Annotated in this window: 33 protein-coding genes and 2 pseudogenes; 21 read left to right on the plus strand and 14 right to left on the minus strand. The window is 65.1% G+C overall.

Annotation, left to right across the window (positions count from 1 at the left end):
- Window positions 1-66: 66 nt before the first annotated feature.
- The 3 genes from ACE10X_RS20155 (at window position 67) to ACE10X_RS20165 (ending at window position 1,574) form a co-directional block, all read left to right on the plus strand.
- The gene (locus ACE10X_RS20155; protein WP_162136640.1) at window positions 67-330 is read left to right on the plus strand and encodes a hypothetical protein; all 264 of its coding nucleotides are present in this window, start codon (window positions 67-69) and stop codon (window positions 328-330) included.
- 94 nt (window positions 331-424) lie between these two features.
- Window positions 425-1,258, plus strand: a complete 834-nt coding sequence (locus ACE10X_RS20160; protein WP_338132065.1) for a helix-turn-helix domain-containing protein — start codon at window positions 425-427, stop codon at window positions 1,256-1,258.
- Window positions 1,259-1,328: 70 nt separating this feature from the next.
- The gene (locus ACE10X_RS20165; protein WP_028344868.1) at window positions 1,329-1,574 is read left to right on the plus strand and encodes a PilZ domain-containing protein; all 246 of its coding nucleotides are present in this window, start codon (window positions 1,329-1,331) and stop codon (window positions 1,572-1,574) included.
- 125 nt (window positions 1,575-1,699) lie between these two features.
- Here the strand turns inward: ACE10X_RS20165 and ACE10X_RS20170 are convergent, their stop codons facing one another.
- Complete coding sequence (locus tag ACE10X_RS20170; protein WP_028344869.1) at window positions 1,700-1,948, minus strand: hypothetical protein; 249 nt, start codon at window positions 1,946-1,948, stop codon at window positions 1,700-1,702.
- Between the two features lie 150 nt (window positions 1,949-2,098).
- On the opposite strand from ACE10X_RS20170, the gene ACE10X_RS20175 reads away from it, so the two are divergent.
- From ACE10X_RS20175 to ACE10X_RS20185, 3 genes are read left to right on the plus strand one after another with little or no spacing between them, the layout of a single operon-like run.
- Complete coding sequence (locus ACE10X_RS20175) at window positions 2,099-2,776, plus strand: nitroreductase (protein ID WP_304555565.1); 678 nt, start codon at window positions 2,099-2,101, stop codon at window positions 2,774-2,776.
- Window positions 2,777-2,811: 35 nt separating this feature from the next.
- Window positions 2,812-2,982 carry a hypothetical protein gene (locus ACE10X_RS20180; RefSeq protein ID WP_157787913.1) on the plus strand — a complete coding sequence of 57 codons (171 nt, stop codon included), beginning with the start codon at window positions 2,812-2,814 and terminating at the stop codon, window positions 2,980-2,982.
- 29 nt (window positions 2,983-3,011) lie between these two features.
- Entirely contained in the window at window positions 3,012-4,175 is a 1,164-nt protein-coding gene (locus ACE10X_RS20185; RefSeq protein WP_038383776.1) for an acyl-CoA dehydrogenase family protein, read from the plus strand.
- Between the two features lie 45 nt (window positions 4,176-4,220).
- On the opposite strand, the gene ACE10X_RS20190 is transcribed toward ACE10X_RS20185, so the two are convergent.
- Both ACE10X_RS20190 and ACE10X_RS20195 read right to left on the minus strand, forming a co-directional pair.
- Window positions 4,221-6,302: a methyl-accepting chemotaxis protein gene (locus ACE10X_RS20190; RefSeq protein ID WP_375764483.1), complete on the minus strand. Its 2,082-nt coding sequence runs from the start codon at window positions 6,300-6,302 to the stop codon at window positions 4,221-4,223.
- 164 nt (window positions 6,303-6,466) lie between these two features.
- Window positions 6,467-6,781 carry a hypothetical protein gene (locus tag ACE10X_RS20195; RefSeq protein ID WP_244435747.1) on the minus strand — a complete coding sequence of 105 codons (315 nt, stop codon included), beginning with the start codon at window positions 6,779-6,781 and terminating at the stop codon, window positions 6,467-6,469.
- 134 nt (window positions 6,782-6,915) lie between these two features.
- On the opposite strand from ACE10X_RS20195, the gene ACE10X_RS20200 reads away from it, so the two are divergent.
- Both ACE10X_RS20200 and ACE10X_RS20205 read left to right on the plus strand, forming a co-directional pair.
- Entirely contained in the window at window positions 6,916-7,506 is a 591-nt protein-coding gene (locus tag ACE10X_RS20200) for an NADPH-dependent FMN reductase (RefSeq protein ID WP_038383779.1), read from the plus strand.
- Window positions 7,507-7,540: 34 nt separating this feature from the next.
- Window positions 7,541-8,323, plus strand: a complete 783-nt coding sequence (locus ACE10X_RS20205) for an SDR family NAD(P)-dependent oxidoreductase (protein WP_038383780.1) — start codon at window positions 7,541-7,543, stop codon at window positions 8,321-8,323.
- A gap of 84 nt (window positions 8,324-8,407) precedes the next feature.
- Here ACE10X_RS20205 and ACE10X_RS20210 read toward each other — a convergent pair whose 3' ends face one another.
- Entirely contained in the window at window positions 8,408-8,791 is a 384-nt protein-coding gene (locus ACE10X_RS20210) for a hypothetical protein (protein WP_016843931.1), read from the minus strand.
- Between the two features lie 175 nt (window positions 8,792-8,966).
- Between ACE10X_RS20210 and ACE10X_RS20215 the strand changes: the two genes are divergently transcribed.
- The gene (locus ACE10X_RS20215; RefSeq protein WP_016843930.1) at window positions 8,967-9,596 is read left to right on the plus strand and encodes a L,D-transpeptidase; all 630 of its coding nucleotides are present in this window, start codon (window positions 8,967-8,969) and stop codon (window positions 9,594-9,596) included.
- Window positions 9,597-9,671: 75 nt separating this feature from the next.
- Here ACE10X_RS20215 and ACE10X_RS20220 read toward each other — a convergent pair whose 3' ends face one another.
- Complete coding sequence (locus ACE10X_RS20220; RefSeq protein ID WP_375764484.1) at window positions 9,672-10,757, minus strand: hypothetical protein; 1,086 nt, start codon at window positions 10,755-10,757, stop codon at window positions 9,672-9,674.
- Between the two features lie 382 nt (window positions 10,758-11,139).
- Between ACE10X_RS20220 and ACE10X_RS20225 the strand changes: the two genes are divergently transcribed.
- The 3 genes from ACE10X_RS20225 to ACE10X_RS20235 all read left to right on the plus strand — a co-directional run bounded on the left by ACE10X_RS20225 (window position 11,140) and on the right by ACE10X_RS20235 (window position 13,888).
- Complete coding sequence (locus ACE10X_RS20225; protein ID WP_375764485.1) at window positions 11,140-11,724, plus strand: septal ring lytic transglycosylase RlpA family protein; 585 nt, start codon at window positions 11,140-11,142, stop codon at window positions 11,722-11,724.
- Between the two features lie 286 nt (window positions 11,725-12,010).
- Window positions 12,011-13,576 carry a serine hydrolase domain-containing protein gene (locus ACE10X_RS20230; protein ID WP_375764486.1) on the plus strand — a complete coding sequence of 522 codons (1,566 nt, stop codon included), beginning with the start codon at window positions 12,011-12,013 and terminating at the stop codon, window positions 13,574-13,576.
- A gap of 105 nt (window positions 13,577-13,681) precedes the next feature.
- The gene (locus ACE10X_RS20235; protein WP_038383782.1) at window positions 13,682-13,888 is read left to right on the plus strand and encodes a hypothetical protein; all 207 of its coding nucleotides are present in this window, start codon (window positions 13,682-13,684) and stop codon (window positions 13,886-13,888) included.
- Here the strand turns inward: ACE10X_RS20235 and ACE10X_RS20240 are convergent.
- A pseudogene (locus ACE10X_RS20240) lies at window positions 13,885-14,614 on the minus strand (class I SAM-dependent methyltransferase). The gene ACE10X_RS20235 and the pseudogene ACE10X_RS20240 overlap by 4 nt on opposite strands.
- Window positions 14,615-14,742: 128 nt before the next feature.
- On the opposite strand from ACE10X_RS20240, the gene ACE10X_RS20245 reads away from it, so the two are divergent.
- Entirely contained in the window at window positions 14,743-14,928 is a 186-nt protein-coding gene (locus ACE10X_RS20245) for a hypothetical protein (protein ID WP_016840754.1), read from the plus strand.
- A gap of 87 nt (window positions 14,929-15,015) precedes the next feature.
- On the opposite strand, the gene ACE10X_RS20250 is transcribed toward ACE10X_RS20245, so the two are convergent.
- From ACE10X_RS20250 to ACE10X_RS20280, 7 genes are all read right to left on the minus strand, one after another.
- Window positions 15,016-15,252: a hypothetical protein gene (locus tag ACE10X_RS20250; protein ID WP_016840755.1), complete on the minus strand. Its 237-nt coding sequence runs from the start codon at window positions 15,250-15,252 to the stop codon at window positions 15,016-15,018.
- Window positions 15,253-15,574: 322 nt separating this feature from the next.
- On the minus strand, window positions 15,575-15,748 hold the full coding sequence (locus tag ACE10X_RS20255) for a hypothetical protein (RefSeq protein ID WP_375764487.1): 174 nt from the start codon (window positions 15,746-15,748) through the stop codon (window positions 15,575-15,577).
- A gap of 9 nt (window positions 15,749-15,757) precedes the next feature.
- Window positions 15,758-15,988 carry a DUF6894 family protein gene (locus tag ACE10X_RS20260; protein ID WP_038383784.1) on the minus strand — a complete coding sequence of 77 codons (231 nt, stop codon included), beginning with the start codon at window positions 15,986-15,988 and terminating at the stop codon, window positions 15,758-15,760.
- Window positions 15,989-16,127: 139 nt separating this feature from the next.
- On the minus strand, window positions 16,128-16,472 hold the full coding sequence (locus ACE10X_RS20265; RefSeq protein WP_375764488.1) for a tRNA-binding protein: 345 nt from the start codon (window positions 16,470-16,472) through the stop codon (window positions 16,128-16,130).
- A complete protein-coding gene (locus ACE10X_RS20270) occupies window positions 16,472-17,098 on the minus strand; it encodes a LysE family translocator (RefSeq protein WP_038383786.1) in 627 nt (208 codons plus the stop codon). The genes ACE10X_RS20265 and ACE10X_RS20270 overlap by 1 nt, the downstream gene beginning before the upstream one ends.
- A gap of 18 nt (window positions 17,099-17,116) precedes the next feature.
- Window positions 17,117-17,989, minus strand: a complete 873-nt coding sequence (gene pdxY / locus ACE10X_RS20275) for a pyridoxal kinase PdxY (protein ID WP_063709662.1) — start codon at window positions 17,987-17,989, stop codon at window positions 17,117-17,119.
- A gap of 10 nt (window positions 17,990-17,999) precedes the next feature.
- Window positions 18,000-18,173, minus strand: a complete 174-nt coding sequence (locus tag ACE10X_RS20280; protein WP_016840760.1) for a hypothetical protein — start codon at window positions 18,171-18,173, stop codon at window positions 18,000-18,002.
- Window positions 18,174-18,882: 709 nt separating this feature from the next.
- Here ACE10X_RS20280 and ACE10X_RS20285 point away from each other — a divergent pair.
- The gene (locus ACE10X_RS20285; protein WP_038383787.1) at window positions 18,883-19,125 is read left to right on the plus strand and encodes a hypothetical protein; all 243 of its coding nucleotides are present in this window, start codon (window positions 18,883-18,885) and stop codon (window positions 19,123-19,125) included.
- A gap of 85 nt (window positions 19,126-19,210) precedes the next feature.
- Entirely contained in the window at window positions 19,211-19,879 is a 669-nt protein-coding gene (locus tag ACE10X_RS20290; RefSeq protein ID WP_038383792.1) for an FMN-binding negative transcriptional regulator, read from the plus strand.
- A 272-nt stretch (window positions 19,880-20,151) separates the two neighbouring features.
- On the opposite strand, the gene ACE10X_RS20295 is transcribed toward ACE10X_RS20290, so the two are convergent.
- Window positions 20,152-20,955: an alpha/beta fold hydrolase gene (locus ACE10X_RS20295; protein WP_038383788.1), complete on the minus strand. Its 804-nt coding sequence runs from the start codon at window positions 20,953-20,955 to the stop codon at window positions 20,152-20,154.
- A 116-nt stretch (window positions 20,956-21,071) separates the two neighbouring features.
- Here ACE10X_RS20295 and ACE10X_RS20300 point away from each other — a divergent pair.
- The 6 genes and pseudogenes from ACE10X_RS20300 to ACE10X_RS20325 form a co-directional block, all read left to right on the plus strand.
- Window positions 21,072-21,524, plus strand: a pseudogene (locus tag ACE10X_RS20300) (LysR family transcriptional regulator); the annotation flags it as partial.
- Window positions 21,525-21,639: 115 nt separating this feature from the next.
- Window positions 21,640-22,011 (plus strand): LysR substrate-binding domain-containing protein, encoded by a 372-nt coding sequence (locus tag ACE10X_RS20305; protein WP_375764489.1) that lies wholly within the window; start codon window positions 21,640-21,642, stop codon window positions 22,009-22,011.
- Between the two features lie 496 nt (window positions 22,012-22,507).
- Window positions 22,508-23,209, plus strand: a complete 702-nt coding sequence (locus ACE10X_RS20310; RefSeq protein WP_028344887.1) for an ROK family protein — start codon at window positions 22,508-22,510, stop codon at window positions 23,207-23,209.
- Between the two features lie 130 nt (window positions 23,210-23,339).
- Window positions 23,340-23,600, plus strand: a complete 261-nt coding sequence (locus ACE10X_RS20315) for a PepSY domain-containing protein (protein ID WP_016842771.1) — start codon at window positions 23,340-23,342, stop codon at window positions 23,598-23,600.
- 182 nt (window positions 23,601-23,782) lie between these two features.
- On the plus strand, window positions 23,783-25,066 hold the full coding sequence (locus ACE10X_RS20320) for a cystathionine gamma-synthase family protein (RefSeq protein ID WP_018271374.1): 1,284 nt from the start codon (window positions 23,783-23,785) through the stop codon (window positions 25,064-25,066).
- 60 nt (window positions 25,067-25,126) lie between these two features.
- Window positions 25,127-25,429, plus strand: coding sequence for a putative quinol monooxygenase (locus ACE10X_RS20325; RefSeq protein ID WP_038383797.1), 303 nt, complete (start codon window positions 25,127-25,129; stop codon window positions 25,427-25,429).
- Window positions 25,430-25,439: the final 10 nt, after the last annotated feature.

Here is a 25,439-nt window from a genome sequence, read left to right on the forward strand (position 1 = left end):
ACGAGGAACATCATCGTTCCCAGTGCCAATCTGCTCCTCGAATCTTTAATAGGGGTATAGAAATTGATGGGGAGGATCGATCTCGGCGGTGGATATCCCGCTAAAGACTATCGAAATTCGGCAGCCGCGTTACATTGCCGGATTGTCCGGTTCGACGAACGGACCGCATTTTTCCTGATTGAACCTATTGGACGATTCGCATTTTGTGCATGGAAGTTATTGATAAGGCCGGCGCGCAAGGCGCCGCGTCGCGCGCAATTTTTCAAGAGCATTTCTCAGGAGCGGTCATTTGACGGCGCCATTACCGGTGCCGAGAGTCTTTCGTTTTGATGATGTTGATGCATTCCGGAGTTCGATCCGAAATCTGGATGTTGATTTCACGCCACTTGCGCGGAAGATTTCGGCCGAGCAGGTCATCCTGAGTTTGCCGGGATGCGAGCTCAACTACACGCAGTCCTTTCCGCGGATCGTCGATGCGCAGCTTGCGCCGCAGACCACCGCGGTCGGCTTCACGATGGATGACGGGGTCCCGATCCGCTTCAACGGCGTCGAGCGCGACCGCGCGGTCATTGTGCTCGGTGGCGGCGGCGCGTTCTACTCGTCGGTGGAGGAGACGCCCCGGCAATATGCCTCGGTGATGTTTACGCCGGAGATGGTCGACCGCGGCTGGCCGCAGGCGGGTCTTCATTTCAGCATTCACGAAATTTCTCAACGCGCGCAGGATCGGCTGCGTGAAGTGGTAAGGCACATCCTGCTCGTGACCTCGCAGCCGACCGACGTTGCCCCGTTCGCCAGCGGCGAGTCGATCAAGGAGGCGCTGCTTGCGGCGATCGACAACGCCTTCGCCGAGATCGTGCCGGCCAAGTGGACGACGCGGGCCAACACGACGCGCCAGTTCAAGGTCTTCAACGACGCGCGCGCAATTCTGGCAGGCGACGTGGCGCACCCGATCTACAGCGGCGAACTCGCCAGGCAGATCGGCGTGTCGGTGCGCACGCTGCATGATGCCATCCAGCGCTACCGGGGCATCAGCCTGCATCGCTATTTGCGGTTGCGCCGGCTCTGGCTGGTGCGCCAACAACTGCTTGCCGGTGCGCCGAGCGTCAAGACGTGCGCGCTGGCCTACGGATTTTGGCACCTGAGCGATTTTTCGCGCAGCTATCGGTCGCAGTTCGGGGAAGCGCCGTCGGAGACGCTGGCCGCCTCGCGCCGTCCGGGCGTCACCCACGCCGATCCGTCCCGCAGACACGGTTCGTAACCATCGATCTGAACGGAATCTTAACGACCGCCGACGAGCCTGTGGGTACGATTTCACCAGAGGCGGCCTGATGCATCCCCGGAGATTTGCGCGTGTTCGTCCGAGCGGATGCGTATCCAGTGTGGTCAAGCTCCAGCTTGAACCGAAGGCGCCGCTGATCGAGTGCCGGCTGGTGGACTATTCCGCCGGCGGGGCCTGCCTGGAATTTTCGAAGCCGGTCGATCTGCCCGAACGTTTCGAAATGTTTCACGGCAACACCAGGAAGCGTTGCCGGCGGGTCTGGCGCAGGGGCGTGCGGGTCGGCGTTTCGTTCTGAGGGCGCCCGCCGTCAGGGGCGATCCACCGGCCAATAGCCGTTCGGGCCGCGCCCTGCGCGACCCGATGGTTTGTCCCGATTGAAGTCCGTTCCCGATGAGGGGTGAAAAGGCGTCGGCGAGGGGCTCAGGCGCCGCTCTGGCACTTTTTCATGAACGAGGTTTTGGCCGCGCCGGCGAGCTTCTTGCCGTCGGAGCCGACCGCCTTGCTCGCGCAGGCATCGGTGGTGCACTTCTTCATGAACGAGGTCTTGGCCGCGCCGGCCAGCGGCTTGCCGTCCTTGCCGACCGCCTTCGTCTCGCAGGAGGCGTCCTGTGCAAATGCCGAACCGGCGGCAAAGGTCGCGATCACGGCCGCCAAGAAAATCCGCTTCATCTGGGTTCTCCCTAAACCAAACCAGTGGCCGGATTGGATACGGGATTCTTGGCCCGATCAAGTTCCCATGGCCGATTTTGTCGATAAAATACCCCGATCAGGTCAAGGAAACTCCGCGTGCAGCGCGGAACAAAATCGGGGAAGCGCGGAATGGAATTCGAGACGCTGGTACAGTCACGCAAAAGCGTGCGCGGGTTCAAGAAGCAGCCGGTGTCGCGGGCGACCGTCGAGGAGATCATCGAGGTGGCCAAGCGCGCGCCGTCCTCGATGAACACCCAGCCCTGGCATGTCCACGTCCTGACCGGGGCGCCGCTGGAGGAAGTGCGCCGCCGCAACATGGACGAGATGGTCGCCGGCGCCAAGGTGAAGCGCGACATCGTCAGCCACGGCGAGTACCAGGGCGTGCACCGCGGCCGCCAGGTCGACATCGCCAAGAAGCTGTTCGGCGCGATGGGGATCGCCCGCGACGACAAGCCGATGCGGCAGGATTGGGTGCTGCGTGGCTTCCGTCAGTTCGATGCTCCGGTGTCGCTGGTCCTGACTTACGACCAGATCCTCGATCCCGGCGCGGTCTGCCATTTCGATCTCGGCGCGCTCTGCTACGGCATCGTGCTGGCGGCCTGGGATCGCGGCCTTGGCAGCGTGATCAACGGCCAGGGCATCATGCGTTCCGACATCGTGCGCGAGGTCGCCGACATCCCGGAAGACGAGGTGATCATGACCTGCGTCGCGATGGGCTATCCCGACGACAGCTTTGCCGCCAATGCGGTGCGCTCCGACCGCGAGGCCAACGACGATTTTGTCCGCTACGTCGGCTTCGCCGATTAGCGCCGCATCGATCGCTTGCTCAGGGACAAACAACCTTGTGCGGCGCGATCGGCTGCTCGATGGCCGACGTGTTTGGCGTATTTGCGTACGCACCGACCACGCCGCGGGATATTGAATTCCGCGCCGTGAAACCATCGCGCGAGCGTGAGCGCGGCTGCGCGTTTCCGCTATTCCCGCCGATAAAAAATGCGCTACTGGTTTTCTGAAACCCAACAGCGCAGGCGAGGAATCTCAGATGAGCGATGATGAACAGACAGCCATGATCCGCGAGACCGTCGCGAGATTCGTCGATCGCGAACTGATCCCGCTCGAGCCGCACTATCTGAAATCGAAGCTGCCCGGCAGCGATCACCCCGAGCTCACGTCGGAACAGCGCAAGCGGCTGCGCGACGTCTCGAAGGAGCTCGGCCTGTGGGGCCTCGATGCGCCCGAGGATCTTGGTGGCCACGACCTGCCGACGCGCACGATGGCTGCGGTGCACGAAGAACTCGGCCGCAGCTGCGTGCCGTTCGTGCTGCCGCCGGACTCGCCGAACCTGCGCATGCTGCAGGCGGTCGGTACCGAAGCGCAGAAGAAGAAATATCTGCAGCCCTATATCGAGGGCCGGATGGCATCGGCGATCGCGATCTCCGAGCCCGGCGCCGGCGGCGATCCCGCGGGCATGAAGACGCGCGCGGTGCTCGAAGGCGACGAGTGGGTGCTCAACGGCCGCAAGATCTGGATCAGCAACGCACGCGCCGCCGACTTCATCATCGTGATGGCGCGGGTCGGCAACGATCAGCGCCAGGGCGGCATCACCTCCTTCATCGTTGAGAAGGGCACGGCGGGCTTCATCATCGAGCGCGAGATCCCGATGGTCGGCGGCGGCTCGACCTACGAGATCGTGTTCGAGGACTGCCGCATCCCGAAGGAGTCCGTGCTGGGTGAAGTCGGCAAGGGCTACGCGCCGATGCAGCTGCGGCTGCGCACGCGGCGGCTCGAGATGGGGTCGACCTGCGTCGGCATCACCAAGCGTGCGCTCGACATGATGTGCGAGCACGCCAAGCAGCGCGAGACGTTCGGCGTCAAGCTTGCCGAGCGCCAGGCGCTCCAGTGGTGGATCGCCGATATCTCCACGCGCATGCATGCGTGCCGGCTGATGGTGCGCGAGGCTGCCGACAAGACCGACCGCGGCGAGGACATCCGCCACGAGGCCTCGATGATCAAGGTGTTCGCGACCGAGATGGCCTATGACGCCTGCGACCACGCCATGCAGACGCTCGGCGCGCTCGGCGTGACGCTGGAATTGCCGCTCAACGCGCTGTGGCAGAAGGCGCGCCTGATGCGGGTGTACGAAGGCCCGAGCGAGGTGCATCGCCAGGCGATTGCCCGCCGCGTGCTCGGGTTGCGCGGCGGCTAGACGGTTCGTCAGCCGTCACAGGCGGGGCCGTGCCCCGCCATCACGTCAGGCCGCCCGCACGTCGGACAGGAAGCGGTTGACCTGGCCGGCGAGGTCCTTGGACTGCGTCGAGAGCTGTTCGGCCGCGCCCAGCACCTGGTTCGCGGCGCCGCCGGTGTCGTCGGCGGCGCGCTGCACGCCGGAGATGTTGGAATTGACCTCCTGCGTGCCGCGCGCGGCTTCCTGAACGCTGCGCGAGATCTCCTTGGTCGCCGAGCCCTGTTCCTCGATCGCGGCGGCGATCGCGGTGCCGATCTGGTCGATCTCGGTGATGACGTCGATGACGTTCCGGATCGCCGTCACGGTCTCGTCGCTCGCGGTCTGGATCGCGGTGATTTGCTCGGAGATCTCCGTGGTTGCCTTCGCGGTCTGGCCGGCCAGCGACTTCACCTCGGAGGCGACCACGGCGAAGCCGCGGCCGGCCTCGCCGGCGCGGGCCGCCTCGATGGTGGCGTTGAGCGCGAGCAGGTTGGTCTGTGCCGCGATGCTCTGGATCAGCGTCACGACGTCGCCGATCTTCTGCGCGCCCTCGGCCAGCGAGCGCGCGGTGTCGCCGGTGCGCCGGGCATGGTCGACCGCCCGCGCGGCGATCTCGGTCGAGGTCGCGACCTGACGGGCGATCTCCGAAATCGAGGAGGTCAGCTCCTCGGTGGCGCTCGCCACCGTCTGCACGTTGGTCGAGGTCTGATCGGATGCCGCGGCCACGACGGCGGCCTGGCGGTTGGTGGCGGCGGCGGTGTCCGACATCGATTGCGCCGTCTCCTCCATCACCGAGGATGCCGCGGACAATCCGCCGACCAGCTCGGTGACCTTGGCTTCGAAGGTGCGGGTCAGGTCGTCGAGCACGCGGGCGCGGCGCATCTTGACATCGTTCTCGGCTTCCTTCTCGGCAGCGAGGCGATCGGCTTCGATCTTGTTGTCCTTGAACACCTGCACGGCGGCGGCCATCGCGCCGATCTCGTCCTTGCGCGCGGCGCCCGGGATCGGCTCGGCGACTTCACCCGCGGCAAGGCGCGACATCCGGCCGGTGAGGGCGGCGATCGGGTTGAGGATGCGGCGGCGGACCATGACGATCAGGCCGGCGCTGACGGCAACGACCGCGAGCAGCCCGATCAGCGCCACCACGAAGCTGAAGCGCGCCGACGAATAGGCGCTCGCAAGGCCTTGCTCGGCATTCTCGTAGAATGCGTCGCGCACGGTGATGATGGAGGCGAGGCCGATCTGGGATTCGGCATAGTAGGTCTCGACGTCCTGCTCATACTTGCCGGAGATCGCGCCTTCCTTGGCGAGCTTCAGGGCCTTGCCGAAACGCTCGACATAGTCGGCCTGCATCTTGCCCAGCGCCGTCAGGACATTGGCTGATGTCACCGGATTGTTGCGCAACTCCTGCAGCGTCGAGAGGATCTGCTCGGTGCGGCCGGTGCTGCGGAACAGCTCCAGCTTTTCCTGTTCGGTCGCGACGCGCTTGGCGCCGACCAGCGCCTTGTGCAGGCTGGCATTGAGGCCGCCGGTGTCGCGCAGCGTCCAGGCCACATTGGCGTAGCTGGCCTGGCGGCAGGCGTTGCCGTCAAGGCCGGCGAGGCGGCGCACCTGCTCGTCGAGCAGCACGGTGACGCCGGCGTTGAAGACGGAGTTGTCGGCGACGATCTTGGTTGCCGCCGGGCGGCGGGCGTCGAGGGGACCTGCGATCGCCTTCTCGATGGCGTCGCGGAGCGCGGCGAACTTGGCCTTCAGCGCATCAATCGCGCTCGCAACCGCTTCGCCGTCGTCGAGCGAGCCGGGCAGCGTGGCGCGGACCTGATTGACCTTGGCGAGCGCGCCGTCGGTCAGCTTGCGCAGCCTGTCGAGATCGGCGATCTGCTTCTGGTCGATCGCGCCGGTGCCGAACAAGAGGTTGGTGGACATGCCGCGCTCGGAGTTCATGTAGCGCGGGATGTCGCCGACGGCGCGGACGATTTCGAGCCGGCTCAGCGCGGTCGAGACCTTGTCCATGGTCTGGTACTTGGTCACCGCGACATAGGCCGCCAGTCCGCCGCCGACCGCGGACAATGAGACGATCGCGGCCGTCAGGAGAGTACCGATTTTCATGGGATGCGCGCCATTCTTGACGAGAGAGGGGAGGCCTCAACCGTAGCGGGCGTGCATTAAGCTTGGGTTTATGATGCGGGAGCCGCCGCAGCGGTCCCGGCTGTTGGTCCGAAAGTCGAAGGCGCCACGTCGCCCGGCCGCGCGTGGCGGCAGGGCGTGACACATCAGTGCTCGTCGTCGTCAGCGCCCTTGGCCGCGGGGCGATGTTGGGTGGCGCCGTTCGAGCCCGCTTCGCCGCAGGGGAGCTGGTTCCAGGTGCCATCGGCGGCCTGCTGATAGGCCTGGCAGCCGGACGACGTGGTGGTGGTGGATTTTTCGTCGGCCTTCTGCCGCTCGGTGCTCTTGCCCAGCGCAGGCGTGGCAACAGCAGCGATGGCTGCCAGCGAGCCTGCGAACACCAGCTTTGCGATCCGCATGTCGGGTTCTCCTTCTCGAAGCGAAAACATATCCAGAAAAGAAATCTGGCGATTTTTGGCCATGGCGAGGGGCCTGCGACGAATTGCTTAATGCCGGCGAAGCGAGCCGGAAGGCCGGTTAACGCTTGTGCGCGCGCGGCTCGCCGCGCGCCGCACCGCAGGACGCTGCTGCCGCACCGTGCTAGGATCGGCTTGTCATGACCCACCGCATTCTCGTTTTCTACGGCTCCTATCGCTCGGATCGCATGGGCATCCGGCTGGCACATTTCGTCGTCGACGGCCTTCGTGCCCGCGGCAACGATGTCGAGTTGATCGATGCCAAGGAGGTCGGCCTGCCGATGCTCGACCGGATGTACAAGGAACATCCCAAGGGGCAGGCACCGGCCGTGCTCGAAACGCTCGCCGGAAAAATCCGCGACGCCGACGGCTTCCTGTTCGTCACCGGCGAATACAATTGGGGTATCCAGCCCGGGCTGAAGAACCTGACCGACCATTTCCTCGAGGAATGGTTCTGGCGTCCCGCGGCGATCGCAAGCTATTCGGCCGGGCGGTTCGCCGGCGTCCGCGCCGCGACCGCCTGGCACGGCACGCTGTCCGAGATGGGCATGGTGGTGGTATCGAGCACGATCAGCGCGGGACCGATCGCGCAGACGCTGTCGGCCGAGGGCAAGCCGATCGGCGAGGCCGGCAAGTCGCTCGAACGCGCCTTTCCGCGTTTTGCCGACGACTTTTCCTGGTGGATCGAAGCCGCCAAGGCACAGCGGGCGCGCAAGGCGCCGCCATACTGAGCGCAGGTCTGCCAATCCCGGGAGTTTCGCGATCATGAGCCTCTTCACATCGCCGTTCGATCCCGCGCGCGAGACAGCCCTGGTGACCGGCGCGGGCAACGGCATCGGCCGCGCCATTGCGCAGGCCCTGGTCGGCGAAGGTGTGCGGACGGTGTTTGCCGATCTGCATGAGGACAAGGTTCTGGCGGCGATCAAGGCCGCGCCGCGTCCCGAGCTCGCGGTCGCGTGGGCCGGCGATCTCGCGCAGCGCGCGGCGTGCGACGCGCTGCTGGCGCATGCGCAAGCCACAGTCGGGCAGGTGACCCATTTCGTTCACAGCGCTTCGCCGCCGCGTCGCGAAGCCGATCATGCGATGGCCGTCGGTGACGAGACCTGGCGGCAGATGCATGCGGTCAATCTCGATGCCGGCTTTCATTTGTCGCGCGAACTGGCGCGCAGGCTGATCGCATCGAAGACGCCGGGCTCGTTCCTGCTGCTCACCTCGCTGCATGCCGGCACGCCGCGCAACCTGCCGCACTACTCGACCACGAAGGCCGGCATGGCGATGCTGGTGAAGGAGCTTGCCAAGAGCTGGGGCCGCTATGGAATCCGCGTCAATGCGCTGGTGCCCGGCGCGATCGCGGCCGGCGGCTTCGTCGCCGATCCCGCGCTGGCAAAGCACATTCCGCTCGGACGGCTTGGCCAGGCGGACGATCTCGCGCCGATGGCGCTTGCCGTGCTCTCGCACAAGCTCTCCGGTTACGTTACCGGGGCGTCGATCGTGGTCGACGGCGGCCTGTCGCTGACCAACTGGTTCGCGCCGCCGGAGCTCGATTGAGGATTTTCGTCTGACGCGTTTTCTTCACGCGAGCCGGTGCCCATCCCGCATCAAGTGCGGGACAGGCTTCGCTCGAAACGCTTTCTATTCCTTCGTCCTGATGTAACCCGCAAGGCGCGTCTTCTGGTCCTGGCACCAGGTCGTCATGCTGCCGGCGCGGCGCTGATCGAGGTCGGTGGTCTGGGTCGCGATCGCGACTTCCGTCATCAGGTCGTCGGCCTGCTTCTCGCCCATCTTGCCGCCGGTATGCATGAAGGCGATCGCCTTGCGCACCTTCTCGGTGGTGCCGTCGGGCAGATGCATGTCCTGCGCCCGCTGCACGAGGTCCTGATAGACCAGATCGGTGCCGGGGCACTCGACCTTGGCGGCAAAGGCCTGCAGCACCATCGTGACATAGGCCGCGCGCGGATCGGCATGGGCAGGGGTTGCTGCGACAATCAGGCCGCCGATCAGCAGAGCGTAACGCATGAATTTCCTCCGGAGGTTTTGGACATTTTTTGTGAGGCTAGCGTCCAAGGGAACCGAGTGCAACCGGCAGGACACACTCGCGGAAAGAACCGATCAAACAGACGTGTTCCAACCTGCGCTGCCACGATTTAAGCACGATTTCGGCAGCATGTGGCACAAGTTGACGCAGGGGAGAATGATCGTGTCAAAGTTGGGGCTTGCCGCGGTGCTGGTGGGATCGCTTGCGCTTGGCGGTTGCATGCAGGCGACGCTGTCGCCGGCGACGGATGTCGCGATGACGTCGCGCGATCGGCAATTGCTGGCGCATCCGCCCTATGCGGATGCCAAGATCCCGCAGCAGTTCCAGCGGCACATTGTCGAGTACACCCGTCGGGAGCAGCCGGGCTCGATCCTGGTCGATACCGACGCGCGCTACCTCTATTACGTGCTGCCCGGCGGCAAGGCGATCCGTTACGGCGTCGCCGTCGGCGAGGAGGCGATGGCCTTCTCCGGCGTCGCCACCGTCGGCCGCCTGGCCGAATGGCCGGATTGGGTTCCGACCCAGGATATCCAGGAGCGGCTCGGGCCGTATCCGAAGCGTGTCGCCGGCGGACCGGCCAATCCGCTCGGTGCCCGCGGCATCTACCTCTACCAGGGCAACAAGGACACGCTGTATCGCATCCATGGCACCAACCAGCCCGAATATATCGGGCAGGCGATCTCGTCGGGCTGCATTCGCATGACCAATGGCGACGTGATCGACCTCTATCAGCGGGTCAAGCCGGGTGCGACCGTGGTTGTGTTGCCGCCCGGACAGAGCGCGTAATTCGAATACGAAGCGTATTGCGGCCGATCGCGTCATCGCGATCGGCCGCACGCTTTTTTACCGGTCAGTCAGGCTTCAGCGCAGCGGCATCGGCGGCCGAACCACCGGGCCGCCATCGTCCGCGTCGACAACCGAGGACTGCTGCTGCACCGGCCGCGGTGCCGCAACCGCCTGCGGGGCGGCGGCGGGTGCCGGCAGCGGCGCTGCTGCTGTGGGCGGCGGAGGCGGGATGTAGGCCTGCGCCGGCCGGCGCACCGGCGGCGGTGCAACGGCGGCATGCGGCGCCGCCTGTGGCGTGACCGCGGCGCGCGGACGCGGCGGAGCGACCGGCCGCGGCTCGACGGCCTTGGTCTCGGTCGTCTTCGCGACGCGCTGTGCCAACTGATCCTGGCTGGCCTTGAGCTGATCGATGCTGGTCTTGAGCTGCTCGATCTGTTGTCCCATCGACGTGAGATCGCGCGCCATCGATTGCAGCAACTGCGTCTGGTCGGGTGTCGCTGCGGCTGGTGCCGCCGCGGTAGCAGGCGCAACCGGCGCCTCTGCGGCAGCGGGCGCCGCCGCAGGTGCGGGCGCCGGGGTGGCTGTGGCGGGTGCGGCCGTGGCGACGTCCTGTGGCGGAGTGGCGGGTGCGGCCTCAGCTGCCGGCTTATCGGTGGCCGCCGCTTGCACGGCCGGCGCGTTCGCCTGGTCGGACGCGGACACGGACTTGCCCGGGATCAGGGAAGTCAGTGCAGCGATCTGGGGCGCCCACTCGGCGGCGATCTGCTTGGCGCGATCGCCGTAGTGCTGCCACGCAGCGGTGCCCATGGCGCCGGCGATCGCGAAGCAGAACCAGAAGGCGCGGATCGCCCATTTGCTGGTGGGGCGCGGCGCGCGGTCCAATCTGATGTCGTCAAGTCGGCCGTTATGGCTTGGCGCGCTATAGGCCGGCTCGGCCGGCGGCTCCGGCGCCACTGACATTGGCGTGACCGGCGGCACCGAGGCGACGGCCGCGGCCGGTGGCGCGGACGAAGGCGCGAGGCTCGGGCCGAAATAGGGCTCGCGCTGCCCCGGCGCTGCCCTTCCGGCAGGCGCAGCGGCGTTGTCCGGACGTGCCGGAGCGAAGCTGGGTTCGATCGCGAAAATATCGTGCGGATCTGCGTCTTTCAGTGTCGATTGCATGGCGGTCCCCGTTTCATTCCAAGGTCAACCGCAAATGGGCGGCCGGCAAATTTACGCTCTGTATTGACCCCTGACCCGGTCCCCACGACTCCAGTCCGGTTTGACCAAAGCAAGGCGAGAGGGTGGAGAGGTTGGGGAGTTTCGGGAACCCAAGCCCGGGGACGAAGGGCACGAGCGTCCGCAGCCTCTCGCGCAGCGCCCCCTACTGCATTCCGGATGAAAGCTCCCTGGGTTGTGTGGCGCATCCACCACAGCCGAGGGGAAATCGTGTCGCGCGCGACACGCCTGACCGCACTCCGCCACCGTTCCGCCCCGATTGGATTCGGCTGATAGGGCGTTGGATTTTCGGCTTGGGCTGGGGGCGCAAGTTGGGGGTGCAACAATGTCACGCGACGATGCAGTCATCTCGTACGTCGGCGTCAAACGCAGCGCGCATGGTGCTGCGGCCCCGATCCCGTTTGCGCATGCCCGAAAGCCGCTCCAGCTGCTTGCCGTGATGATCGGCGCGGCGTCGCTCGCGGCGTGTGCGCAGTCCTCCGTTGTCAGCCAGCGCTCGCAGGCGCTCGCGAGCCGGCCGGCATCGATCGAGCCGACACGGGCTGCATCTGTCACGCGCACGCGCACGCGCATCGCCACGGCACGCAAGCATACGCCTTATGCCTCGCGCAGGACCGGCGACAGCAAGATCGCCTCGCATGGCGTTGCGAGCTTCTACAGCGAGGAGCAGCCGACCGCGAGCGGCGAGAAGTTCGACGGGCGCGAACTGACCGCCGCGCATCCGACATTGCCGTTCGGCACCAGGCTGCGCGTCACCGACGTCAAGAGCGGCCGTTCGGTCACGGTGCGAGTCAATGACCGCGGACCCTACGTTCCCGGGCGCATCGTCGACGTCTCGCATTCTGCGGCGCAATCGCTCGGCATGATCGGCAAGGGCATCACGAATGTCAGGCTCGACGTCGTGCAGTGAACCGCGCAGCACAGGCCAGGTTCGGGATTTTTGCCAGCTCGATCGGGAAAAAGTCCCGGCGTTGCGCGCGCTTTAATCCTGTTGTCCGAACGACGGCGGCAAATAGAATTGTTGCCGCTACTTCCCCGCGCTCTCCATTTCCAGGCGCGTGGATTTCTACCCAATGAACCTTCCCCGCCCTGGTGTCCCTCCAGGGCGGGGTTTTTCTTGTGGCGGCCATGCGCGCCGCATGCGTTGACAGCGCGAGCCGTCGCCATAACCTCCGTTCTGCTTTTTGAGGGCGGCCATGCCAAGCAACAATCAAGAAACTGACGGCTTCGCATTGGGTCGGCCGTCACGGCGCGGGGCATTGCAGCTGTTGCTGGGCGGCGCCGCCGTCATGCTGGCGCCTGATGGGCGGCTCGGCATGACGGAGGCGCGGGCAGAGGCCGCGTTTGCCGACGGACTGTCGCGCGGCCGGCCGGACGAGCAGGGCATCGCGCCATCGGCGATCCTGGATTTCCTCGACGAGGTCGATCGTCAGGGCTACGAGCTGCATAGCTTCATGCTCTGGTGCAACGGCAAGGTGGTCGCGGAGGGCTGGTGGTCGCCGTACCGCGCCGATCGCAACCACATGATGCATTCGCTGACCAAGAGCGTCACCGCCTGCGCCGTCGGGCTTGCGATCGCCGACAAGCGCTTCGGCCTGCAGGACAAGGCGGTCTCGTTCTTCAAGGACAAGCTGCCGCCCGTCGTCGATGACAAGCTCGCGGCGATGACGGTCGAAGATCTCCTGACCATGCGCACCGGTCACGCGTCGATGACCTCCGGCTCGGCGTGGCGGCCGATCAAGACCAGTTGGGTCGCGGAGTTCTTCAAGATCCCGGTCGTCTACCAGCCCGGCACCAAATGGGTCTACACCTCGGCCGCGACCTATCTGCTGTCAGCGATCGTCACGAAGACGACCGGCGAAACCGTGGCCGATTATCTGAAGCCGCGGGTTTTCGATCCTCTTGGAATTTCAGGCTATGAATGGCCGGTCGGGCCGGAGGGCATTTCGCCGGGTGCCAATGGCCTGAGCTGGAGGACGGTCGATTGCCTCAAGCTCGGCATCCTGCATGCGCAGAACGGCCTATGGGACGGCATGCAGGTGCTGCCCGCCGACTGGGTCGCGGCGGTGCAGCAGCCGCACGTCAAGGACACCTATGGCTATCAATGGTGGATTGGCCCTGAGACGTTCTATGCCGACGGCCTGTTCGACCAGCTCAGCTTCGTGTTTCCCAGGCACAATGCGGTGCTGGCGATCACTGCCGGCATTCCGCAACGCAGCGGTTTCAACAAGCTGGTATTCCGTCATTTCCCGGCGATGTTCGCCGGTGCCGCGGCGAACAACGATGCCGACGCCGACAAGCTGAAGGCGCGGACCGCGGCCCTGCAATTGCTGCCGGTGCTGGTGCCGGCCTCGTCGCCGGTCGCAGCGCAGATTTCCGGCAAGACCTGGCACATGCCTGACAATGCCGACGCGATCAAATCGATCAATCTCAGCTTCGCCGACAAGACCTGCACCTTCACGCTCGAGGACGGCAGAGGCACGCACCGGATCGAGGTCGGCCTCGATGCGCCGCGCGAGGGCAACACGACGATGACCGGCAACAAGCTGCATCACGAGTACCAGCCGGACGTGATGCGCGTGGTCGCGAGCGGCACCTGGCGCGACCTCCGCACCTTCGTGATGACCTGGACCTTCGTGGAATCGGCGTTTCGCGACACCGTGACCTGCACCTTCGAGGGACCGCAGATGCGGTTCGCGCGCAGCGTCAACGTCAACTCATTGGCGCTGGATATGCCGACCTTGATGGGAAAGCTCGCCTAGGCGCGACCGCAAATTGCGCGCTGCCGTATCCTGCGCCGGCGCTTCCACCAAATTGTCACAGTCCCAGCGAAATCCGGCCCAAAGCCGCTGCCAACAAACCGCCGGATGGACCAAGTCGGCGAGGGACAAGCGTTGACCTACAAGATGATCGCAGAACGCGAGAACGAAACGGTCAGGATCGAGCGCGAGAGCACCTTCATCATCATCGCCAAGGCCAGGGTCTGGGCGAGCGAGGGATGGCAGGTGGTGATCACCGACAAGGACGGGAAATCATACCCGCCCGAGGAGTTCGACAAGCTGCTCGCGGCCTAGCGCTGCGCTGACACCAGCAGCATCATCGGGCGTTCGAGCTCGTCGGCCAGTTCGGGCATCGCCTTGATCTGCTCACGTGTCGGGGAAAATTCCTCGACGTGGCGAAGCGTGAAGCCGGCGCCGATCAACGCGTTGAGCGTGGTGCCGATGGTGCGGTGATATTTCAGCACGCCCTTCACATACCAGTCCGTCCGGCGTTCGCCTTCGATGAAGTAGCGGTTGACCGGCCAGGTCTTGCGGCCGTCTTCGTCCTGCCCCCAAGTCCGGATGGGCGGCCGCCATGTAGACCGGGTGCTCGATGGTGAAGACCAGATGCCCCTCCGGGACCAGCGCACGATACAGCATGCGCGCCAGGCGATCGAAGTCCCTGATGTAATGGAAGGTGAGGGCAGAGTAGGCGAGATCGAAGGTCGACTTCGGCAGCTCCAGCGTTTCGAGGTCGGCGATCTCGTAGGTGATCGCCGCGTCCTGCGTCATGGCCGCGGCGCGGGCGATCATGTTCTGCGAGAGGTCGATGCCGAGCACGTCGGATGCGCCTTGCTCGCGCATCCAGCGCGACATCCAGCCGAAGCCGCAGCCGAGATCGACCACGCGCTTGCCCGCGACATCGGGCAGCATGGCGCGGATCGCCGCCCATTCGGGCGCGCCGAGCAGTCCGCGGACCTGCCGCGGCAGCTGGCTGTAGCCGGCGAAGAAGCCGGGATCGTCATAGATGTTCTGCGCCATGGCTCTTTCTGTAACCGCCGCCGCGCCGCGTGGGAACCGCTCATTGTGCCGCTCACGGCGCGCTGCTGGAACCAGACGCGGCGCTCAGTGGTTTCTGATGTCAGCAGTCGACAGCCGAGGAGAGCGCCATGTTAGCCGAGATGCAGATCCACACCATCGCGCGGCAGATGCTGCTGAAGCACGGCCCCGAGGCGATCGCCCAGGCCGCGCAGAACGCCGTGGCCTGCGAGAGCAAGGGCGAGACCGACGACGCGCGCGACTGGCGCCATATCGAGGACGCGCTGAAGATGATGCGCGGACCGCATCAAAGCTGACGGCGGGCAGAGCAGACGTCCCCGCCGTCGCGCAACAGGACACTGGGATCGCGCGAGCGCGATCGCCGCAGATCTAACCGACAGACGCTAGCCCGCCCTGCGCCACCGCGGCACGGGATCGAGCGGCGTGCGGTAGAGCTCGCGCCGGTCGATGTCGGTGACGCGCACCGCGCAGCCGCGCGCCTTCAGCTCCGGCTTGACCTGCGACAGCTCGTTGGCGAGCTGGTCGGCGCGGTCGGAGGCGAGGCTGATGTCTTCGAGGATGATGGTTCCTTGATTACGGAACTCGTCCCCCACCACGAGATCGAAGGTGTAGTACGGCATTCCGAAGTCTCCGTTTCGGTTTGCATCACAGGGTAACACTGAGTCGAGCATTCCCTAAGATGCGTGGCGCACAATCGGCGTGCGATCGGCGCAAAAACGATGTGCAGCGCATCAAGCACGATGAACGAACAAGCCACGCCGCACGACGAAGGAGTCCTAGGATTTAGCTCACCGCCATGCCGTTAAGATTTGATTAAAACAGTCGTCGCAAGCTCAAGACCTAGGGAATCGCAGCGGAACCGGACTCCGGGAACCGGCAGCTGCAGGAGAAGGCCGGTGGCGTAACGCCCGCCGGCCTTTTCTCGTTGTGGATGCCGCGGAGCTAGTCGCGCAGTGCGGCTTGCCGCCGGGCGCGGCATTTCGGACCTGGTCCGCGCATGTAGTACAGTTCGGGGCGATAGGGATTGATGACGCCATCGATCAGCGCGACGCAGCGCGCGACGAGGTGGGCGAGGTGGCGCCGCAACGGCCGCAGGGCAAGTTCCATCGCATTCATGGGGTGCCCTCAGTGCAGCTCGCCGAGGATGGCGGTGAACGGCAGCTCGAAGATCTCGGTTCCGATGTCGTCGGTGACGTGGACCGCCCAGTTGCGCCAGTCTTCCACGCTCGGTGTCATAACATAGCTGCGCGCCAGCTGCTCCGCATATACACGCGCCTCCGCCAGATCCATCGCGGCGCCGGTGCGATCCAGGATGACGTGCTTGTCGTCGGAGCAGTGAAAGAAAACTGCAGACATCTTCCGATTCCCATGCCGAAGCGATTCTCGTGCGCTGAAATAGCAGCGCGCGCGGGCACTGAGAATCCGGGTGATCCCCCATCGGTAAACTACGGGGAATCCAGACGATTTGAATCACGCGGCCGTGATCGAGGCGGCCTCAGAAGATCGGCTCGCCGAGCGCAACCTCGCTGCGTGGACCGAGCACGATCACCTGGCCGCCGGCGTCCTTGGCGCCCAGGATCAGCAGTTCCGAGGTGAAACCCGCGATGTTCTTCGGCCCGAGATTGCAGATGCACACGACCAGTGAGCCGACCAGCGCCACCGGCTCGTAGTTCGTGATCTTTGCGCTCGACCACATGATCCGCCCGGCGCCGACATCGATGCCGACCTTGTAAGACGGATTGCGGGCGCGCGGAAACGGCTGCACCTCGACGACCTTGCCGATCCGGATATCGAGGCGGGCGAAGTCGTCATACGTGGCTTGCGGCTTGAGCGGGGACATCAGCGCTCCTGGAAGGCGAGGCGGACGCCGAGCGCGATGTAGATCGTGCCGACCACGCGGCCCTGCCACTGCCCGATGCGGCGATGCCGCCGGATCCACGGGCTGATCTGGCCGGCGGCGAGCGCCAGCAGCGAGGTGTAGACCGCGCTCATCACGACGAAGATCAGGCCGAGGGTCGCGAACTGAGCGACCGCCGAGCCGTGGCCGGGGTGCACGAACTGCGGCAGGAAGGCGAGGAAGAACAGCGCGGTCTTCGGATTGAGCATTTCCGCCCAGATCGCCTGCCGGAACGCGCGGCGCGGGTCGATCGGCTGCGCCGCCGGCAAATCCAGGTCGTCGTTCTTCTCGAACAGGGCGCGGACGCCGAGCACGATCAGGTAGATCACGCCGGCATATTTCACGACCGAGAACGCCAGCGCCGAAGTCATCAGCACGGCCGACAGGCCGAACGTCGCCATCGCGGTGTGGACGAGATCGCCGAGCGCGATCCCGAACCCGGTCGCGACGCCGACGCGCGCGCCGCCGGTGACCGAACGCGCGAGCACCAGCAGCACCGCCGGCCCGGGGATCAGGAACAGGCCGAGCACGACGGCGGCGTAGGTGAGGAGGGTGGTGATGTTGATCATGAAGACGTGTCCCGGATCTCAGGATGCGGCGATGGCGACCGCCGCGAAGCGCGGCTTCGGATCAAGCATCACGCCGGCGCTTTCGACAATGCGCATTTCCTCGGTTCCTCTCTGCGCCGTGCGCTCCAGCACGCCGTGGATGCCTGACGCGGCGTGGCTGAGCGCATCCGGCGTCGCCAGGCCGCGCGCGCGGGCGGCAACGAACAGCGCGGCGAACAGGTCTCCGGTGCCGGACGGGCTGATCGGAACCCGCGGCGTGCGCACGCGCCAGGCACAAGTCCTGTCGGATTGAGTGCGCTCGATCGCCAGCGTCTCGATCTCGCTCTGCGGCGTGCCGGCCAGTTCGGCGCTGGTGATGACGACGGTCGCGGGTCCCCGCGCCATCAGCGCGCTCGCCTGCGCCACGATGTCATCGACCGTCGTCACGCGCGCGCCGCAGAGGAATTCGAACTCGAAATGATTGGGCGTGATGATGTCGGCGAGCGGGCAGAGCTCGTCGCGCACCAGCGGCGGAATGTCCGATCGCACGAACATGCCGCGGTCGCGGTCGCCGAGCACAGGATCGCAGCAATAGAGCAGGGCCGGGTTCGCCGCCTTCGCGCGGGCGACGAAGTCGGCGACGTCCATCGCGATGTCGGCCGAGCCGAGATAGCCCGACAGGATCAGCCGCGCGGCCTCGACCGCGCCGCGCTCCTCGATGCCGCGCAGCAGGTCGGCGACCAGCTGCACGTCGAGTACCCGGCCGCGGATCGTCGGATAGCCCGGCCGGTTGCTGAGCAGCGTGGTCGGCACGGCGACGACGTCGATGCCGTGCAGCTGGATCGGAAAGGTGGCGGCGCTGTTGCCGACATGGCCCCAGGCGACCTGTGACTGAATCGAGATGACGGTCATGTGTTCCGCTTCACCCGAACAGCGCGGCGTAGATCACGTAGAGCCAGCCCAGGATACCGTGAATGATCGCCCACAGGATCGAATGGTTCTTGGTGTAGGAGATCGCGATCGCCAGCGCCGAGCCGAACCCCACGCCATATTTCGCGCCCTCGACGCGGACGCCATAATATCGATTGCCGTTCATGGGGATCCTTCCAGCGGGAGGGCGTGAGGTTGGAGGCAGCGTAACCTGCCAATTGCCGTCAGTTCAACGGCGGACACGGCTGCTGCGCGGCTTCCTCAGCATGACGGTGATAGTCCGAGCCCGCGTTTTTCCACATCGTCGTCCCGGCGAAGGCGGGACCCATAACCACAGGATTGGGTTGGTGAGGAAAGCTGTGGCCGCAGCGTCGCGCAACAATCACCTTCGGTGGTTATGGGTCCCGGCCGGGACGACACTGAATGTGTGGTTCGCTGCGAGTCATGCATCCGCATTCTCGCGACATCTTTTGCCCGAGCTTTGCTCTTCGTTCCGCCCCCTTTCGAACAGAGGGCGCAGGGAAAGCCGGGTGCCGATCGCACCCATGGGCCCCGAGCAATGGGCCAGCAATCGGAATATTTTCCTATTGTGAGATTGATAGGTTTTGCTGAGTTGCCCGTCGGGCTGTTTTGTCGCAGGCAGCGCAGCCGGATTTGGTTTGCGGGGTGCGTCGCAACCTCGTCTGTCACGCCGCGATCAACCGAACGTGTCGGATCGACGTGGAAGAAGATGCGCGGGTGGACTGTCCTGCATCCAAACGCTTGCCTCATGGCGTCGGAATAAGACGGCAGAGCGATCGATCATGATGTGAGCGCGAACCGATCGGCGGGCGGCGAGCAATGCGCCGGCGTGCCGAATCCAACAGGAGCAACTGATGTCCAGGATCAAACAGGTTGCGGCCGCGCTGACCGCGCTCGCCATGCTGACGGCGTCGGCCATGGCACACGAAGTGCCGGCGGCGGGCCCATCCGCGCTCGTGAAGAGCCATGCCGCCGCCGGCCGCTGGAGCGGTGGTCCGCCGCGCATGGCGGTCCCACACTTCGGCGAGTCCGAGGCGCTGCCGCGGGACCAGCCCGGCGGCGTCTGCGATCACGGCGACAATGCCATGATCTGCTGAGCCGGATCGTGCATGGCGGTGATCTCCGGCGAAAGTTGCGCTAGCCTTGCTGGTCGTCTCCCTCCAGCTCGCGAGCGCCGCCGCCATGCACATCCTCCGTCCCCAGTTTCGCATCGAGCAAGACCGCGCGCTCGCCTTTGCGGCGGCGCGCGGCTTCGGCGCCATCGTCGCCGCCGATGCGCGCGGCCCGCGCGCGTCCCATGTGCCATTCGTGATCGAGCGCCGCGACGAGCGCGTGATCGTGCAGATCCATCTCACCGCGAAGAATCCGCTGGTCGAGCTCGCCGACGGCACGCGGCGCTTCCTCCTGATCGTCTCCGGCGACGACGCCTACATCTCGAACGACTGGTATGTCTCACCCGACAACGTCTCGACCTGGCTCTACGAGGCGGTGCATTTGTCCGGCATCGCGCATCTGCGCCAGCACGGCGAGAACCGCGGCCACGGCGACGCGCTGCTCGCGGTCTCCGAGGCGCGGCTGCAAAAGCAGCCCTGGGACCTGACGCAGATGGAGCCCGGCAAGCGCGAAGCGATGCTGGCGGGGATCAGGGTGATCGACATCGTCGTCGACGAGATCGAGGGCCAGTCAAAGCTCAACCAGCACAAGAGCGATGCGGACTATGTCGCGCTCGTCAATCGCCTCGCGCAGGCGGAGGAGATGTCAAGCCAAAGGCTGGCGGAGAAGATGCGTGCGCTGCGGCCGGAGCTTGAATACAACGTTGGACGGTGCGTAGGCCGGGTTAGCTCGGCGTAACCCGGCGTTGTCTGAACGCGGCAGAGGGCGGATTACGCTTGCGCTAATCCGCCCTACAGAGCCGATCGGAATCAAATCTGCAACGTGTTGTTAAGAATCGCTTCGCGCCGATTTGTCCGATTCCGATTCGTTCTTTGCGAACAAAATGGAGTCGGATGGGGAACATGTGGTGCGTGATCCCTGTAGCCCGCATGAGTGAAGCGAAATGCGGGGCCCGATCGTGTACTCTTGGAGCGGTCCCGGATGTCGCTTCGCTCATCCGGGCTACACAGTCATGTGGCAGAGAGCGCCAGGAAGCTCGCCACCTCGCTGTTGAAGCGATCCGCTTGCTCGATATTGAGGATGTGAACGCCGGGCAGCAGGACGAGCTTGGCATCGGTGATCGTCGCGGCGATATCAGCGCTGTGGCTGGCCCGCGTGACGGTGTCGCTCTCGCCGCCGATCACCAGCGTCGGCGCCGCAATCAGCGAGATGACGCGGCGGAGATCGACGTCGCGCAGTGCCGCGTAACATCCGGCAAGACCGCGCGGCGGCGTGGTCAGCACCATGTTGCGGAATTCGTCGACCACCTTGTTCGGCGCAGCCAGCATCGCCGCGGGAAACCAGTTGCGCATGAAGCCGTCCGCGATCCCATTCATGTCCGGGGCAGCCAGAACCGCGCGGATCTGCTCGTCGAACGGCAGCTCGGACGCCAGATAGGACGAGGTGTTCGAGAGGATCAGGTGATCGATGCGTTCGGGCGCAAAGATGCCGAGCCATTGTCCGACGAATCCGCCTAGCGACAGACCGAGGAAATGTGCGCGATCGATCGCGAGGTGGTCGAGCAGTTCGACCACGTCGCGGCCGAGCCGGTCCATCGAGTATGCGCCCACCGGCGCGTCCGACCCGCCATGACCGCGGGTGTCGTAGCGGAGCACCCGAAACGACCGGGTGAGGGCGGGCATCGAACGATCCCACATGTGCAGGTTGGTGGCGATCGAGTTCGACAGCGCGAGCACCGGCCGATCGTCGGGACCGTCGATACGGTACGCAATCCGGCAGCCATCCGCCGTGGTGAAGTGTCGACCGGCGCTCATCCCGTCAGTCCCTTGTGCTGGTGGAAGCCGCCAGGCTTCGCGTCGAGCCAGGCTAGGACTCGCGCCGTCGAAGAAAAATTACTAAGATTGATCAATCTCTGTAGGTTTTATGGACAATGGATCGGATCAAGCTGCACGATTTGCGCTGCTTTGACGCTGTCGCGACCAAGGGAAGCTTTCAGGCCGCCGGCACCGCGCTGAACCGGTCGCATCCGTCGGTGTTCGCGGCGGTCGCCCGGCTCGAGCAGCAGCTCGGCCTCACACTGTTCGATCGCAGCGGATACCGCATCGGGCTGACGGATGCCGGCCGGACGTTTCACGCACGCGCGCAGGTGACGCTGCGCGAACTCGATCTGCTGCAGGGCTATGCGGAGCAGCTTGCCAGCGGAGAAGAGATGGTCCTGCGCATCGTCATCGGCGACCTGTGCCCGCGGCCGCCGGTCCTGCAGATGCTCTCCGGGTTCTTTGCCCGCTATCCCAACACGCGCCTGCACCTGGAATATGAGGCGGTCGGCGGACCGCTCGAGCGCCTGATCGATGATGACGTCGATCTGGTGTTTCATCGCGCGGAGCCGTCCGATCCGCGCTTCGAACAGATCAAGCTCTCGAGCACGACCATGGTGCCGGTTCGTCGCTCCCGGCTTTCTGCCGTTTGCGTGGACGAGGAAGGTCACGCCCGAGCAAATGCGCCCCTTCACGCAGTGCGTGATCCGCGACACGGCGCTGCGACCGTCGTCGGAAAGCTTCTTCCTGATCGACGGTGCGCATCAGTGCAGCGTGCCGGACCAGATGATGAAGAAGGAGCTGATCCTGCATCGTCTCGCCTGGGGCCATCTGCCGGCATGGCTGATCGAGGATGAACTGCGGGACGGCAGGCTGATCAGCATCGCCGGACCGAATTTTCCGGGCCGCGAGGAAAATCTTGCGGCCATCCGCCATCGTCAACATTCGCACGGACCGGTCGCCGAAGCGCTCTGGCTTCATCTCAGGAGCTGGCGGCCCGCCCGGCGCGCAGGGCGGCCGACGCGACCGGTCCGCGCGAATCGCGGCCGATAATTGGCGCGGCGTAATCCGCCGCAGTGATGTCGTCGATGGATGTCCGATTACGCTTGCGCTGATCCGCCGTACAAAGTGCCGCGGCATCGAAGTCACGCGAACGTCTTGTTAAGAATCGCTTCGCGCCGATTTTTCGATTCCGATTCGTTCCTCGCGAACAAACTGGAGTCGGATCGGGAACGCGGCCGTGGTGCGACTCATCGCTCGACCAGTGATGCCGGAGAATGCAGTGCGCTTGAAATGCGCCGCGATGTTCCGCGCCGAGAGCAATAATCCCATCATGATACAACATCGATTGTTCGGATGCGGCTTGTGTATATGTGTTGTTAACATCTGGCTCGCGCCGATTTTCCTGATTCCGATTCGTTCTTCGCGAACAAATTGGAGTCAGATGCAGAACGTCGCTGTGGCGCGCGATGCGTTTCTCTGCTCCACTCGCTGCGCACCAGAGAGCGGATTGATGGCCAACAAGGCAGGCAAGAAGACCAGTAAGAAAATGAAACGGCCCGCGTCGCATCGCACCGTGCTGGCGATCGACGTCGGCGGCACGCATGTGAAGGTCATGACCGACAAGGAGCGCGTCAAGCGCGAATTCGAGTCGGGTCCAACGCTGTCCGCGACCGAGATGGTGCGGCAGGTCAAGTTGCTGACCAAGGACTGGTCCTATGATGTGATCTCGGTCGGCTATCCCGGACCCGTCGTTCACAACCGTCCGCTGACCGAGCCGCACAATCTCGGCCGCGGCTGGGCCGGCTTCGATTTTCACCACGCGTTCGGCCGCCCGACCAGGGTCGTCAACGATGCGCTGATGCAGGCGATCGGCAGCTATCAGGGCGGACGGATGCTGTTTCTCGGCCTCGGCACCGGCCTCGGCTCCGCGATGATCGTGGACGGTGTTTACGAGCCGATGGAGCTTGGTCATTTGCCGTACCGCAAGGGCGCGACGTTCGAGGATTATGTCGGCGCCGCGGGGCTCGAGCGGCGTGGCCGGAAGAAATGGCGCAAGAGCGTCGACGACGTCATCGCGCGGCTGTCCGCCGCGCTGGAGCCCGAGTACATCGTGCTCGGCGGCGGCAATGCCGACAAGGTCGACAACCCGCCGCCCAAGGTGAGGTTCGGCGACAACGCCAACGCGTTCGAGGGCGGATTTCGAATGTGGAAGAAGAGAGCGCGCAAGGCGAGCAGCGCGCGTCGATGAAACCGGAACCGCCACCAAATTGCCGCAACTGCCGAAGTTTCGCGCTGCTTCGTCACCCCTGTTGTCGGAACTGATTGGGTGCGCCGCTCGTTTTATGCGGCATAACATCCCGTTCCATGAGGAGTGAGCCATGCGAAGTTTCATTATTCCCGCGATCGCGGCCCTGGCGATCGGCGCAGCGACGCCGGCGATGGCCTACGATTCCGGCAGCCAGATCTCGATGGAGGCCGCGCTCGACGTCGCGACCAATCTCGGCATCGTGACCGTGTCGAACACCCAGTTCCTCGGCGATGAGTGGGAGGTCGAGGGGCGTGACCGTCTCGGCCGCTGGATGCAGGTCGATGTCGATGCGCGGACCGGCGAGGTGCGCAACGTGGATCGCGGCTGGTAGCCGGCGTCTTCACCACTGCGTGACATTCGGAACGGCCGGCGGAGCAGGGCGCACGCCGGCCGTTCGTTATCCAGAACTGTCTGATGCCGTGCTTTGGCTGAATGGCATAAAGCTGGGGTATGCTGGTCCCATCATTCCGGGAATCGCCGCCAGCGCGGCGGCCCGTGAACAGGAGACCGGCCATGACAAAACCGTTTCCGTCCAAGACTCATATCGGCAATCACCTGCTGCATCCGGAAACCCAGATGCTGAACTACGGCTACGATCCGCAGCTGTCGGAGGGCGCCGTCAAGCCGCCCGTGTTCCTGACCTCGACCTTCGTGTTCCGCACCGCCGAGGACGGCAAGGACTTTTTCGACTTTGTCGCAGGCCGGCGCGAGCCTCCGGAAGGCATGGGGGCCGGGCTGGTCTATTCGCGCTTCAATCATCCAAACAGCGAGATCGTCGAGGACCGGCTTGCGATCTATGAGCGCACCGAGAGCTGTGCGCTGTTCTCCTCCGGCATGTCGGCGATCTCGACCACGGTGCTGGCTTTCGCGCGGCCCGGCGACGTGATCCTGCATTCGCAGCCGCTCTATGGCGGCACCGAGACGCTGTTCACCAGGACGCTGGCGGGCTTCTCGATTCACGCCGTGGGCTTTGCCGACGGCCTCGACGAGAGTGTCATCCGCGCCGCCGCCGACGAGGCGATGAAGAAGGGCCGCGTCGCGATGATCTTCATCGAGACGCCGGCCAATCCGACCAACGGCCTGGTCGATATCGCGCTGACGCGGCGCATCGCCGACGCGATCGGCAAGGCCCAGGGCCATACGCCGATCATCGCCTGCGACAACACGCTGCTCGGGCCGGTGTTTCAGCGGCCGATCGAGCACGGCGCCGATCTCTCGCTGTACTCGCTGACGAAATATGTCGGCGGCCATTCCGACCTGATCGCGGGCGCGGCGCTCGGCTCGAAGAAGCTGATGAAGGACGTCAAGGCGCTACGCGGCGCGATCGGCACCCAGCTCGATCCGCATTCCTGCTGGATGATCAGCCGCTCGCTGGAAACGCTCAGCCTGCGCATGGAAAAGGCCGACCGCAACGCGCGGATCGTCGCCGATTATCTGCGCGATCACCCCAAGGTGGCGCAGGTGCATTATCTCGGCCATCACGATCCGGCGTCTCCCGCGGGGCGCGTGTTCGCGAGCCAGAGCAGCGGCGCCGGCTCGACCTTCTCGTTCGACATCGTCGGCGGGCAGCAAGCGGCGGAGAAATTCCTCAACGCGCTGCAGATCTTCAAGCTCGCAGTCAGCCTCGGCGGCACCGAGTCGCTCGCGAGCCTGCCGGCCACCATGACGCATTCCGGCGTGCCGGCCGATATCCGCAAGCGGATCGGCGTGCTGGATTCGACGATCCGGCTCTCGATCGGGATCGAGCATCCGTCCGATCTGGTGGCCGACATCGCGCAGGCATTGAGCAGGGTGTGAGCGAATCAAAAGCGTGTAGGATGGGTCGAGCGAACGGGCTACCAATTCCGGAGAGAGTGCATGCTAGCGATTACGGCGATCATCAGGACCAAGAAGGGCCATGAGGCGACGATGCGTCAGGCGTTGCTCGACGTCGTCGAGCATGTCCGCGCCAACGAGCCGTCCACCGTCGGCTACTACGTCTCGCAGGATGTCGACAGCCCCCGGATATTTTCGACGTATGAGCGATACCTGGATCAGGCAGCCATGGACCGGCACAACAATTCGCCGGCCGTGGCGCGCTTCTTTGAGGTCGCGAAGCCGATCCTCGACGGCGAGGTGATCGTGGTCTTGGCGAACGAGATTGCGAACAAGCGGGAGTAGGGCGCTGGCC

This window comes from Bradyrhizobium sp. Pha-3 (assembly GCF_042258325.1).
Taxonomy (GTDB): Bacteria; Pseudomonadota; Alphaproteobacteria; order Rhizobiales; family Xanthobacteraceae; genus Bradyrhizobium; species Bradyrhizobium elkanii.

Bases quoted from the DNA above. Each gene is read 5' to 3' on its own strand.
- ACE10X_RS20155 (WP_162136640.1), top strand. From the start codon at position 67: ATGGGGAGGATCGATCTCGGCGGTGGATATCCCGCTAAAGACTATCGA.
- ACE10X_RS20165 (WP_028344868.1), top strand. From the start codon at position 1,329: ATGCATCCCCGGAGATTTGCGCGTGTTCGTCCGAGCGGATGCGTATCC.
- ACE10X_RS20170 (WP_028344869.1), bottom strand. From the start codon at position 1,948: ATGAAGCGGATTTTCTTGGCGGCCGTGATCGCGACCTTTGCCGCCGGT.
- ACE10X_RS20175 (WP_304555565.1), top strand. From the start codon at position 2,099: ATGGAATTCGAGACGCTGGTACAGTCACGCAAAAGCGTGCGCGGGTTC.
- ACE10X_RS20185 (WP_038383776.1), top strand. From the start codon at position 3,012: ATGAGCGATGATGAACAGACAGCCATGATCCGCGAGACCGTCGCGAGA.
- ACE10X_RS20190 (WP_375764483.1), bottom strand. From the start codon at position 6,302: ATGAAAATCGGTACTCTCCTGACGGCCGCGATCGTCTCATTGTCCGCG.
- ACE10X_RS20195 (WP_244435747.1), bottom strand. From the start codon at position 6,781: ATGGCCAAAAATCGCCAGATTTCTTTTCTGGATATGTTTTCGCTTCGA.
- ACE10X_RS20200 (WP_038383779.1), top strand. From the start codon at position 6,916: ATGACCCACCGCATTCTCGTTTTCTACGGCTCCTATCGCTCGGATCGC.
- ACE10X_RS20205 (WP_038383780.1), top strand. From the start codon at position 7,541: ATGAGCCTCTTCACATCGCCGTTCGATCCCGCGCGCGAGACAGCCCTG.
- ACE10X_RS20210 (WP_016843931.1), bottom strand. From the start codon at position 8,791: ATGCGTTACGCTCTGCTGATCGGCGGCCTGATTGTCGCAGCAACCCCT.
- ACE10X_RS20215 (WP_016843930.1), top strand. From the start codon at position 8,967: ATGATCGTGTCAAAGTTGGGGCTTGCCGCGGTGCTGGTGGGATCGCTT.
- ACE10X_RS20220 (WP_375764484.1), bottom strand. From the start codon at position 10,757: ATGCAATCGACACTGAAAGACGCAGATCCGCACGATATTTTCGCGATC.
- ACE10X_RS20225 (WP_375764485.1), top strand. From the start codon at position 11,140: ATGTCACGCGACGATGCAGTCATCTCGTACGTCGGCGTCAAACGCAGC.
- ACE10X_RS20230 (WP_375764486.1), top strand. From the start codon at position 12,011: ATGCCAAGCAACAATCAAGAAACTGACGGCTTCGCATTGGGTCGGCCG.
- ACE10X_RS20235 (WP_038383782.1), top strand. From the start codon at position 13,682: ATGGACCAAGTCGGCGAGGGACAAGCGTTGACCTACAAGATGATCGCA.
- ACE10X_RS20245 (WP_016840754.1), top strand. From the start codon at position 14,743: ATGTTAGCCGAGATGCAGATCCACACCATCGCGCGGCAGATGCTGCTG.
- ACE10X_RS20250 (WP_016840755.1), bottom strand. From the start codon at position 15,252: ATGCCGTACTACACCTTCGATCTCGTGGTGGGGGACGAGTTCCGTAAT.
- ACE10X_RS20255 (WP_375764487.1), bottom strand. From the start codon at position 15,748: ATGAATGCGATGGAACTTGCCCTGCGGCCGTTGCGGCGCCACCTCGCC.
- ACE10X_RS20260 (WP_038383784.1), bottom strand. From the start codon at position 15,988: ATGTCTGCAGTTTTCTTTCACTGCTCCGACGACAAGCACGTCATCCTG.
- ACE10X_RS20265 (WP_375764488.1), bottom strand. From the start codon at position 16,472: ATGTCCCCGCTCAAGCCGCAAGCCACGTATGACGACTTCGCCCGCCTC.
- ACE10X_RS20270 (WP_038383786.1), bottom strand. From the start codon at position 17,098: ATGATCAACATCACCACCCTCCTCACCTACGCCGCCGTCGTGCTCGGC.
- pdxY (WP_063709662.1), bottom strand. From the start codon at position 17,989: ATGACCGTCATCTCGATTCAGTCACAGGTCGCCTGGGGCCATGTCGGC.
- ACE10X_RS20280 (WP_016840760.1), bottom strand. From the start codon at position 18,173: ATGAACGGCAATCGATATTATGGCGTCCGCGTCGAGGGCGCGAAATAT.
- ACE10X_RS20285 (WP_038383787.1), top strand. From the start codon at position 18,883: ATGTCCAGGATCAAACAGGTTGCGGCCGCGCTGACCGCGCTCGCCATG.
- ACE10X_RS20290 (WP_038383792.1), top strand. From the start codon at position 19,211: ATGCACATCCTCCGTCCCCAGTTTCGCATCGAGCAAGACCGCGCGCTC.
- ACE10X_RS20295 (WP_038383788.1), bottom strand. From the start codon at position 20,955: ATGAGCGCCGGTCGACACTTCACCACGGCGGATGGCTGCCGGATTGCG.
- ACE10X_RS20305 (WP_375764489.1), top strand. From the start codon at position 21,640: ATGCGCCCCTTCACGCAGTGCGTGATCCGCGACACGGCGCTGCGACCG.
- ACE10X_RS20310 (WP_028344887.1), top strand. From the start codon at position 22,508: ATGAAACGGCCCGCGTCGCATCGCACCGTGCTGGCGATCGACGTCGGC.
- ACE10X_RS20315 (WP_016842771.1), top strand. From the start codon at position 23,340: ATGCGAAGTTTCATTATTCCCGCGATCGCGGCCCTGGCGATCGGCGCA.
- ACE10X_RS20320 (WP_018271374.1), top strand. From the start codon at position 23,783: ATGACAAAACCGTTTCCGTCCAAGACTCATATCGGCAATCACCTGCTG.
- ACE10X_RS20325 (WP_038383797.1), top strand. From the start codon at position 25,127: ATGCTAGCGATTACGGCGATCATCAGGACCAAGAAGGGCCATGAGGCG.